The sequence below is a fragment of the Alteromonas sp. AO-Serp genome (assembly GCF_017849675.1).
In the GTDB taxonomy this organism is placed as follows: Bacteria; Pseudomonadota; Gammaproteobacteria; order Enterobacterales; family Alteromonadaceae; genus Alteromonas; species Alteromonas macleodii.
Map to the genome: position 1 here is coordinate 1 of NZ_JAFLMX010000039.1, position 10,263 is coordinate 10,263.

9 protein-coding genes and 8 tRNA genes are annotated in these 10,263 nt (G+C 44.6%); 11 read left to right on the top strand and 6 right to left on the bottom strand.

Annotated features, from left to right (window positions below):
• From QVA83_RS03365 to folD, 6 genes are all read right to left on the bottom strand, one after another.
• Window positions 1-888: phospholipase A (locus QVA83_RS03365; RefSeq protein WP_287498132.1), on the bottom strand; the 888-nt coding region annotated here is incomplete at its 3' end.
• A 35-nt stretch (window positions 889-923) separates the two neighbouring features.
• Window positions 924-1,766, bottom strand: coding sequence for an MBL fold metallo-hydrolase (locus QVA83_RS03370; RefSeq protein WP_287498133.1), 843 nt, complete (start codon window positions 1,764-1,766; stop codon window positions 924-926).
• A 37-nt stretch (window positions 1,767-1,803) separates the two neighbouring features.
• On the bottom strand, window positions 1,804-3,522 hold the full coding sequence (locus QVA83_RS03375) for a proline--tRNA ligase (RefSeq protein ID WP_287498134.1): 1,719 nt from the start codon (window positions 3,520-3,522) through the stop codon (window positions 1,804-1,806).
• A 182-nt stretch (window positions 3,523-3,704) separates the two neighbouring features.
• Window positions 3,705-4,424, bottom strand: a complete 720-nt coding sequence (gene tsaA, locus QVA83_RS03380) for a tRNA (N6-threonylcarbamoyladenosine(37)-N6)-methyltransferase TrmO (protein WP_131138152.1) — start codon at window positions 4,422-4,424, stop codon at window positions 3,705-3,707.
• A gap of 237 nt (window positions 4,425-4,661) precedes the next feature.
• Window positions 4,662-5,240 (bottom strand): DUF1415 domain-containing protein, encoded by a 579-nt coding sequence (locus QVA83_RS03385; protein ID WP_287498135.1) that lies wholly within the window; start codon window positions 5,238-5,240, stop codon window positions 4,662-4,664.
• 105 nt (window positions 5,241-5,345) lie between these two features.
• Entirely contained in the window at window positions 5,346-6,200 is an 855-nt protein-coding gene (gene folD, locus QVA83_RS03390) for a bifunctional methylenetetrahydrofolate dehydrogenase/methenyltetrahydrofolate cyclohydrolase FolD (protein WP_061486168.1), read from the bottom strand.
• Between the two features lie 346 nt (window positions 6,201-6,546).
• Between folD and QVA83_RS03395 the strand changes: the two genes are divergently transcribed.
• The 11 genes from QVA83_RS03395 to QVA83_RS03445 form a co-directional block, all read left to right on the top strand.
• Window positions 6,547-6,623 (top strand) — tRNA-Pro (locus QVA83_RS03395).
• A 24-nt stretch (window positions 6,624-6,647) separates the two neighbouring features.
• A tRNA-Arg gene (locus tag QVA83_RS03400) sits at window positions 6,648-6,724 on the top strand.
• An 88-nt stretch (window positions 6,725-6,812) separates the two neighbouring features.
• A tRNA-His gene (locus QVA83_RS03405) sits at window positions 6,813-6,888 on the top strand.
• Window positions 6,889-6,895: 7 nt separating this feature from the next.
• Window positions 6,896-6,980 (top strand) — tRNA-Leu (locus QVA83_RS03410).
• A gap of 42 nt (window positions 6,981-7,022) precedes the next feature.
• Window positions 7,023-7,099: transfer RNA gene (locus tag QVA83_RS03415), tRNA-Pro, on the top strand.
• Between the two features lie 169 nt (window positions 7,100-7,268).
• A tRNA-His gene (locus tag QVA83_RS03420) sits at window positions 7,269-7,344 on the top strand.
• Between the two features lie 7 nt (window positions 7,345-7,351).
• Window positions 7,352-7,436: transfer RNA gene (locus QVA83_RS03425), tRNA-Leu, on the top strand.
• A gap of 42 nt (window positions 7,437-7,478) precedes the next feature.
• A tRNA-Pro gene (locus QVA83_RS03430) sits at window positions 7,479-7,555 on the top strand.
• A 346-nt stretch (window positions 7,556-7,901) separates the two neighbouring features.
• The gene (tig, locus tag QVA83_RS03435) at window positions 7,902-9,206 is read left to right on the top strand and encodes a trigger factor (protein ID WP_039216909.1); all 1,305 of its coding nucleotides are present in this window, start codon (window positions 7,902-7,904) and stop codon (window positions 9,204-9,206) included.
• A gap of 98 nt (window positions 9,207-9,304) precedes the next feature.
• Window positions 9,305-9,934, top strand: a complete 630-nt coding sequence (clpP, locus tag QVA83_RS03440) for an ATP-dependent Clp endopeptidase proteolytic subunit ClpP (protein WP_014950147.1) — start codon at window positions 9,305-9,307, stop codon at window positions 9,932-9,934.
• A 74-nt stretch (window positions 9,935-10,008) separates the two neighbouring features.
• The coding region (locus QVA83_RS03445) for a ClpX C4-type zinc finger protein (RefSeq protein ID WP_287498136.1) at window positions 10,009-10,263 on the top strand (255 nt) is incomplete at its 3' end.

Here is a 10,263-nt window from a genome sequence, read left to right on the forward strand (position 1 = left end):
GTCTAGCTGTATGCTGCCTCGGTTCTCATCTACGTCGAGGTTATTTCGTAAAAGCGCCAGTACTTTAAACGCGCCAATTTTCCTTCCATAACCAAGTTCCATTCTACCGTAATAGTCTTGTATATCAGGGTTATCGTCGCCGGTAGGATCAAGCGGGTCTGTTTTCTCGTCTTCAGGAATACGGTACCACGTCTTTAGGTAGTAGATATCGTCATCGTCGCTAAAGACAATAGAGGCAAATATACGGTTCCAGCTTCGAGAGCGCAGCCCGCTTTGACCGTTAGACATATGATTGAAACCAACTTGAAAGGTATTAAATTTGTAGCCAAGTACGGAATAATCGGCTGTTTCTTGCCAAAAGACTTCTGGTTCGTAATTCGTTTCTCGGAAAGGCTTAGAGGCTTCACTATTATACAATTGCCAGAACGATGTTAATGTAAAACCAAAGTAAACACCGTCGAATCCTGTATCTTCCAAATAAAGCGGCAGCTTTGCGCTTACTTGAAATTTGGCTTCTTTATTGTCTATGTTCTCGTTTGTAAGTTCTTCATTGGCTACAGAGCTTGGGTTGGAAACGTAAGTGATTGGAAGTAGATAGTTTTGTCTATGCTGAGTGATAGCAAACACATTATCCAGTGCTTCTTTATCGCCTTCTAATCGGTTATCCAGTGCACTTTCCGTGATGGTGTCACGCTTGATGATATCGATAACTTCAATACCGCTTTCATCCTGTGACGATTGATTTTCTTCATTTTCAACAGTGCGCTCTTGTTCACTATTTTCTAAAGATGACGCTTGTTCGCTTACCACTTCTTGTGATTGTTGAGCGCACACAGGCGTACAAGCAGCAAATGCTGCCAAAAATACAAAAGGCTTTAACACAGACACCTTTAATTCTCCGTAACGTGGGGTTGTTGTTATGCTTAACTGAAGTCCAGTGCTTGGCCTTCTGAAGATGCAAATACTTGTAGATTATACTCTGCCACTGTGACGTATACATTACAATGGTTTACAACATCATCTATATCGTCATCAGTCCGTTCTGGATCATGACTATATAAAGCTAATTTTTTTGCGTTACATGCCATTGCTAGTTTCACCGCTTCTTCCGCGACCGAATGACCCCATCCGTTCTTCGCTGGCATGTCAGACAACATATACTGTGCATCGTGTATTAGCAGATCGGCATTTTGTGCAAATTTTGCGAAATCGATAAAGTCTGTTTCTTTTTTGTAGGGGGGGTAAAGCTCATTATCTGTTATGTAAGCCACCTTTGCGTCATCGGCTTCAATACAATAGGCACTGCCACGACCGGGGTGGTTCATGGCCAAGCGAGTTATGGTTGCGCTTCCTACTGAAAATCGGCTTGTAGACTTGGGAATATCGACAATAGAAATGTTAGCTTTCAGCGCACTTCGGGGGACTGGAAATAACGACCCTTCCATTTGCTTTAAAATTTGATCAGGTTCATCAAGGAGGGTTTGACCCGGGTATATGTTGATTTCACGTGAAGCCTGATAGATAGGCGCAAAAAAAGGGAAGCCTTGAATATGATCCCAATGGTTGTGGCTCAACAGCAGATTAATGGGGGTATCTTTTTGAATAAGGCGCTCGCCAAGCACGCGAATCCCTGTGCCAGAGTCGAGGATGATATCGGTACCATCCTCAAGCTCAATGTGAACGCATGCAGTATTGCCACCATAGCGGACGTAAGCTGCTCCCGGGGTAGGGATTGACCCTCTTACGCCATAAAATGTTAACCGCATACGCCCTCTTTTCTAATCTAATCGGCGAGATCAGGCGCTAGAGTGCGGCTACAAAGTCCTTTGCTGCGCTAATATCTAACAACTGCTTTTCACCAGTACGTCTATTCTTATACTCAACCTGTTGATTATCTAGGTTTCTTTCACCAATAACAATGCTGTGAGGTATGCCAATTAATTCCATATCATTGAACATGACACCCGGACGCTCTTTTCTGTCGTCAAACAACACTTCTACGCCAAGGGCAACAAGCTCTTCATAAAGCGCTTCCGCTGCTTCTTTAATACGATGAGACTTGTGCATATTCATTGGTATTAATGCAATTTTAAACGGTGCAATAGGATCTGGCCACTTTATGCCAAATTTATCGTGGTTTTGCTCGATAGCTGCCGCAACAATTCGAGATACGCCTATACCGTAACAACCCATAGTTAAGGTTTGGTGCTTACCTGATTCGCTTAGTACGCCGCAGTTCATGGCCTCTGAATACTTGCTGCCAAGCTGGAAGATATGGCCCACTTCGATGCCACGTTTAATATCTAGCGTGCCTTTCCCGTCAGGAGATGCATCGCCTGCTACAACGTTGCGAATATCAACGCCAGTAATATCATCAGACCAGTTTACGTTAATATTTATCTTACCGCCTGCGCCTGCGCCTGTAGTGAAGTCAGCAAGGGCAGCTGCACTGGCGTCAATAAAAGCGGGTACAGGCAGGTTGGTTGCATCAGCAAACAATGGTGAAACGCCAAGAATATCTTTTGCTTGTTCAAATGATGCTTCAACAAGCGGGCTTGCAACGCCGTCTAACTTCTCTGCTTTTACATCATTAAGCTCATGATCAGCACGAAGTACAAGGGCTACCCATTTATCAGAAACTACTTCTTCGCCTTTACTGTCTACTTCATTAGCGGCTTTCACTACTATGACTTTAACCGCGTTTGTCACTTCGGCTTCTACGCTTTTTAAGATGGCATTGAAATCTTTGCCTTTGGCATCTTTAGTCTCAACTGCAGCGCCCGATGCGACAGCTTTTTCAGGCGCAACAGCTTCAGCCATTTCAACATTGGCTGCATAATCACTGTCGCTTGAGAAAGCGATATCGTCTTCACCTGATGCGGCAAGTACGTGGAATTCGTGAGAGTGATTACCACCAATAGAGCCAGAGTCGGCAATGACTGCTCTGAAGTCTAAGCCCATACGCGAGAATATATTGCAGTAAGCGTCGTACATTTTTTGATACGTTTCTTCTAAACAGCTGTCTTCTAAGTGGAAGCTGTACGCATCTTTCATGGTAAATTCACGACCACGCATAATGCCGAAACGGGGGCGCACTTCGTCGCGGAATTTAGTCTGAATCTGGTATAGATTGAGCGGAAGCTGCTTATAGCTGCTAATTTCATTACGCACAAGCGCGGTAATAACTTCTTCGTGCGTTGGACCTAATACGAAATCTCGCTGGTGGCGGTCTTTAATACGAAGTAACTCTGGGCCGTACTCTTCCCATCGTCCAGATTCTTCCCACAAATCTGCGGGCTGAACAACGGGCATTAGCACTTCAATCGCGCCTGCTTTGTTCATTTCTTCACGAACAATATTGGCTACTTTATTAAGTACACGAAGACCAGATGGCAACCATGTGTATAGACCCGAGGCAAGCTTTCTGATCATACCAGCTCTTAGCATAAGCTGGTGGCTGATAACCTCTGCATCTGCAGGTGTTTCTTTCTGCGTGGCAAGCAAATATTGACTAGTGCGCATGTAAAGCAGGTATCCTGTTATAAATGTATTTATGACGGTTAGTGTGATGCTCTTTCGCAAACGGCAATTCGCAAAACAAAACATTGCGAAATGCTTGAACCGAGATAAGGTGTCACACGTTTGGGCGTATTCTAATTAACTGTGAGCTATTTCGCCACAGACTGTTAACACTAATAGTGTAATTATCCTAAATGAACCAGTTCGGTCACCTTAACGGCGGCATCTCTTATTTCAAACCCTACATCAATATCGTATAGCGTCACGCGGTAGGTTTTCTCATCATTTTCAATATGCTGTTTATAGGCTGGGCGAGGGTCTTGGGACAGTACCGCAGTCACCAAGGCAGAAAAACCACGGTGCTTTTTCTCTATTTCAGCAAGCGTGGGCTGGATTGTATCGGCGAATGATACGTCGCGATTGGGTATGGGGTTAATGTCATCAAGATTATCGCTGGCGCTAGGAACACTATCAGCGTACGCGATATAGGGCTTGATATCGACAAGTGGTGTGCCGTCGACTAAATCTACCCCTTCAACCACTAACTGTGTCTGTCCATTACTGCTAACCACACCTTTGTTTTTCACCACAGACATGCCAATCCCATTAGGTCGGTGGGTACTGCGACTTGCCAATACGCCCATAGTTGCATTACCACCTAGACGAGGGGCTTTTACCGTATTTTTCCAACCGCGTTCAATGTTTTGGTGAAAGATAAAAAGCAGCCACAGGTGACTGTAATTCTCTATCCCTTTAAGCAAATTGATATCGTTAAAGCCTTCTTCGAAGGTAATAATACCTTCGGCGTTAGCCAAGTTGGGCTGCCTTGGAATAGCAAACTTTTGCTTGAAAGGCGTAGCGACGGTCGCTATCGCCTCGAGAGAAAATGAATTGTGGGTATTCACGTTTTAGCCCTAACGAAGTCAAAATGTGTAACGTTGTCATATTACTCACATAATTTGCAGGTAAAGTGACGTTTCAAGTGAAAGCTTGAGCCAAATAAACATCCTGCTTGTTATAAGGCGCTGCTTATTTGGGTTCCCTGGAGTAATCCAATACTTTGGGCCTGCTCGCATCACGAGCTTATTCTCTTTTTAGTGCGTGTTTTTTACATTGCACAAAAAAGGTAAGCTTCCCGTGTTTTATCGAGCGGGCTTATCTTTTTTAAGCGTGTCTAACACACCCTCAAAATAAGGGCACCCAAGCGTCCGTGCTTTTTCAATGTTATGCCTGAATATCTTTTCGGCATCCTCTTCTTTTTTCATGTAGCGTGTGATGTCAGCTTCACGAATCAAATGCAAAAGGGGGTAGGGTGATCGATTGGTATAGTTTTCAGCATCGTCTGCGTCGCTATCGTCGAATACATAATTGGGGTGGAAGCTGGCAAGTTGATAAGTGCCGCTGTATCCCCAGTCGTGCAGCATATTATCGCTAATAGCCAGTACATCGAGATATTCGTTGAAATCAGCAAGGGTTGAATGCGTGAGTGCAATTAGTGTTGTAGCGGTGGTGTCGTTCTCTTCTAAATGCCGCAACTCATCGTATAGCGATTGAACGACATTTCCCGCATCGCCCTCAATTACCACACACCGAATTTGATGAGGTGTTCTTACATAGCGCGCAAAGGGACAAAAGTTGTGTTTTATCACAATGTCGTCAACCCATTTAAGCGTTGCATCAATTACGTGCTGTTCCCATAAAGGAGATGTTGGTTCTGCCATAAAAGGTGTAGGTCAGTTTGAGTCTGTGTTCAACGTGAGGGGAGTATAAAACCAAAAGGCAGAAATTTGATTTCTGCCTAACATCTAGGTTGAACTAGTTGTACTTTAAGAATGATATTTTACGTAAGCTTCCAGCGTATTCTCTATCAAACTGGCTACTGTCATCGGCCCGACTCCGCCTGGAACGGGGGTTATCCAGCCTGCGCGCTCTTTCGCTTTTTCGAAATCAACATCGCCAACAAGTGAACCATCATTAATGCGATTAATACCTACATCAATGACAATTGCGCCCTGTTTTACCCAGTCACCAGGAATAAAGTTCGGTTTACCTACTGCGACTACCAGAAGGTCTGCACGTTGAACGTGACTTTTAAGGTCTTGAGTAAACTTGTGACAGGTAGTAACGGTGCAGCCAGCTAGAAGCAGTTCCAGGCTCATAGGGCGCCCCACAATGTTCGACGCACCTACAATGACCGCGTCCAAGCCTTTTACAGGGCGCTTGGTTGACTCTATCATGGTCATGATGCCTTTTGGCGTGCAGGGGCGTAGTGCAGGAATACGCTGTGCAAGGCGGCCAATATTGTATGGATGAAATCCGTCGACATCTTTATGAGGGTGAATACGTTCAAGTACCTTTTCTGCATTTAACCCTGCAGGTAAAGGAAGCTGTACCAGAATTCCGTCTATCTCTTTATCTTCGTTTAGCTCGTCCACTAAATTTAGCAAGGTCTCTTCTGTGGTATCAGAAGGAAGGTCGAAAGAGCGAGAAACGAACCCCACTTCTTCGCACGCTTTACGTTTATTGGAAACATAAACTTGAGAAGCTGCATCACTGCCAACAAGGACAACGGCTAGGCCTGGTTGTCTTTTACCTGCTTGCGTAAGCGATTCAACATAGGAGGTTACGTGTTGGCGAACTTGTTTGGCAATTAGTTTGCCGTCAATAAGATGGGCGGTCATAGTCTTGTACGATTCTTATATGGTTGGGTGGTCAACAAGTGCCCTATATTGTTTCATAAAATAGGACTAATACTCTAGTAGTTATTACTCTGCAATTATTCGCCACAAATGTTCAACGTAAACGACCGTTAATGGAAAGCCTGATGCTTACCCTTTAAAAGAAGCGCAAACCTAGGCTAAAAATAGGCAAATACAAGGGGAATTGTTCAAAAAAACGTGAGAATGGATGCTTTGTGAGCGGTTGATGATTTTATTTAAAAAAGTGTTTGACGAGGTGGGGGGATGTCAGTAATATTCGCACCCCGTAACGGCACAGAGGCTAACGCTTTAAGGTCGGTACGACAGTCGGTGAGTGGCGCAGCTTGGTAGCGCACTTGTTTTGGGTACAAGGGGTCGCAGGTTCAAATCCTGTCTCACCGACCACTTTTTGCAGCGAAGATTCGCCAAGCGCCCGTAGCTCAGCTGGATAGAGCAACGGCCTTCTAAGCCGTGGGTCGCAGGTTCGAATCCTGCCGGGCGCGCCATGCGAGTCAGGTAGGTCCTGATAGCAAGGCTGAACTTTCGTATTTACACTGCTAAAATAAAGCGTGTAAATTGCAAACACACCCTATGGTGGGCGTAGCTCAGTTGGTAGAGCCCCGGATTGTGATTCCGGTTGTCGTGGGTTCAAGTCCCATCGTCCACCCCACTTTTTTGCGGAAGTGGTGGAATTGGTAGACACGCTGGATTTAGGTTCCAGTGCTTCACGGCGTGAGAGTTCAAGTCTCTCCTTCCGCACCATATTTTCAAGCTTTATCAAAAGCTTAATGTAAGCATTCCAGTCGGTGAGTGGCGCAGCTTGGTAGCGCACTTGTTTTGGGTACAAGGGGTCGCAGGTTCAAATCCTGTCTCACCGACCATTTATGCTTTCTTCGATTCAGTAAATACTTCTAGCCAAGAGTGATAAATCATCTGTGGGCTAGGGTATGAGTCGACTTTAACTACCGAGTAGCTATGTAAGATCCTGACAGCTCGGTAGGCGCTTATGTGTTTATCAATTCACACATAAGACTGAACAGGATTACTGTGGTGGGCGTAGCTCAGTTGGTAGAGCCCCGGATTGTGATTCCGGTTGTCGTGGGTTCAAGTCCCATCGTCCACCCCACTTTTTCGCGGAAGTGGTGGAATTGGTAGACACGCTGGATTTAGGTTCCAGTGCTTCACGGCGTGAGAGTTCAAGTCTCTCCTTCCGCACCATATTTATAGCTCTCGCAGGGCTTTTCAAAAAGATATATCTGTCGGTGAGTGGCGCAGCTTGGTAGCGCACTTGTTTTGGGTACAAGGGGTCGCAGGTTCAAATCCTGTCTCACCGACCATTATCTTTCTCTCTTCTTTATTCATTGCTCAATAAATTCGCATAAATTCCGTCTTTTTCGCTATTTAGGCTATTAGTTTCGCTATTTGGTCAAAATGCGTTCAAATGGTTGTTACAAACTTGTGTTTGCCTCTCGACTCTTGTGGTATGCGGCTGTATACTACCGCGTCTTTTTTTAACCAGTACGTTTGTTTCAGGTTGGCTTTTTGACACAATTTCGTGTCCTAACTTTGATTTTATAAACGTCGAATAACGACCTCTACCCCGGAGTGATATGCAACTCTTGCATGACGGGAGAGGGGATTGAGAACAAAACGCCTGTAAAGGCGTATAGTTGAGGTAACATAATGCAAGTTTCAGTCGAGACGACCCAGGGTTTAGAACGCCGTCTTACTATCACCGTTCCATCTGACACGGTTGATTCAGCAGTTAAGTCACGCCTACAGCAGTTGGCAAAAACACAACGCATCAACGGCTTCCGTCCAGGTAAAGTTCCTGTAAGCGTAATCAAAAAGCGTTTCGGCCAAGCTGTTCGCCAAGAAGTTGCTGGCGATGTTATGCAGCAAAACTTCTACCAAGCTGTGATTCAAGAAAAAATTCAGCCTGCTGGTATGCCGAAGTTTGAACTGACTAAAGACGAAGACGGTCAGGACCTAGAATTCACAGCATCTTTCGAAGTTTACCCAGAAGTAGAAGTGAAAGGTGTTAGCGATATCGAAATCGAAAAGCCAGTAGTAGAAATTACTGACGAAGATTTAGATAACATGATGGAAACACTTCAGAAGCAGCACGCAACTTGGAAAGAAGTTAAGCGTAAAGCGAAGAAAGACGACAAAGTTATCATCGACTTCGTTGGTTCTATCGACGGTGAAGAGTTTGAAGGTGGTAAAGCAGAAGACTTCGCTCTTGAGCTAGGTAAAGAGCGCATGATCCCAGGTTTCGAAAAGCCACTTGTTGGCGCGAAAGCGGGTGAAGAAGTGACTATCGAAGTAACTTTCCCTGAAGACTACCACGCAGAAAACCTAAAAGGTAAAGATGCAGTTTTCCAAACTACCGTTAAGAAAGTAGAAGGCCTAAACCTTCCAAAAGTTGACGAAGAGTTTGCTAAACTATTCGGTGTTGAAGAAGGCGGAGTTGACGCGCTTAAAGCAGAAGTTCGTAAGAACATGCAGCGTGAACTAAATCAAACGCTAAAAGCGCAAGTTAAAGAAGACGTTATTGCTAAGCTAGTTGAAGCTAACGAGATTGATATTCCTCAAGCGCTAATCGATCAAGAAGTGAACGCACTTCGCGAGCAAGCTAAACAACGTTTCAGCCAACAAGGCGGTGGTCAGAACCTTCCAGACCTACCTGCTGAATTGTTTACTGACAACGCTAAACGTCGCGTATCTATTGGTCTTCTTCTAGGTGAAGTGATCAAGCAGAACGAACTTAAAGCAGACGAAGCTAAAGTTAACGAGATGATCGAAACTGCTGCTTCAGCGTATGAAGATCCGCAAGAAGTTGTTGATTACTACAACAACAACCAAGAGCTTATGCAACAAATGCAAAACGTTGCACTAGAAGAACAAGCTATTGAGTGGGTTCTTGAGCAAGCAAAAGTTACCGAAGTAACTAAAGCTTTTGACGAGGTTATGAACAAACAGGCGTAATTTTTTACTGTCTGATTGACATTACTTGTCAGCAACTGCTTAAATGCTCGGAGCCTTCCGAGCATTTTTGTTTTTAACGCTAGATAATCAAGGTAGCTATGACTAATACCCCGTTTGACCCAATGAATGCACTTGTTCCTATGGTTGTTGAGCAAACCTCTAAAGGTGAGCGCTCATACGACATTTATTCTCGCCTATTGAAAGAAAACGTAATTTTCTTGGTAGGACAAGTTGAAGATCACATGGCCAACCTCATCGTTGCTCAAATGTTGTTCTTAGAAGCTGAAAACCCAGAGAAAGATATTTTCTTATACATTAACTCACCAGGCGGTTCGGTAACTGCTGGCATGGCAATTTACGATACGATGAAGTTTATAAAGCCAGACGTGAGTACAGTATGTATGGGCCAAGCTGCAAGCATGGGCGCCTTTCTACTATCTGCAGGAGCAAAAGGTAAGCGCTACTGTCTACCTAACTCGCGCGTAATGATTCACCAACCGCTTGGTGGCTTCCAAGGTCAGGCATCTGATTTTGAAATTCACGCGAAAGAAATTCTGTCTATTAAAGAGAAATTGAATCGCCTTATGGCGGACCATACTGGTCAAGACTATGAAAAAGTCGCGCGTGACACAGACCGTGATAACTTCTTGAGTGCAACTGAGGCAAAAGAATATGGCCTTGTTGACCAAGTTTTAGCAAATCGATCTGACGTAGCCGCAACTAAGTAGTATAGTTATAGTATACCTGAGCCAGTGCACAGCACGTTTTGGTTTTCGGCTCAGGCAAGGCAGAGGCAAAAGTAATGAGTGATAAGCAAAGCGGTGACGGTGATAACAAGCTACTGTACTGTTCGTTTTGTGGCAAAAGCCAACACGAAGTAAGAAAGTTAATAGCAGGCCCGTCGGTTTTCATTTGCGACGAGTGTGTTGAGTTATGTAACGATATCATTCGCGAAGAAATTAAGGAAATCGCGCCTAAGCAAAAGCAGGACGCTTTACCTAAACCAAGTGAAATTCATGCTCACCTAGACGATTACGTTATTGGGCAAGAACATGCA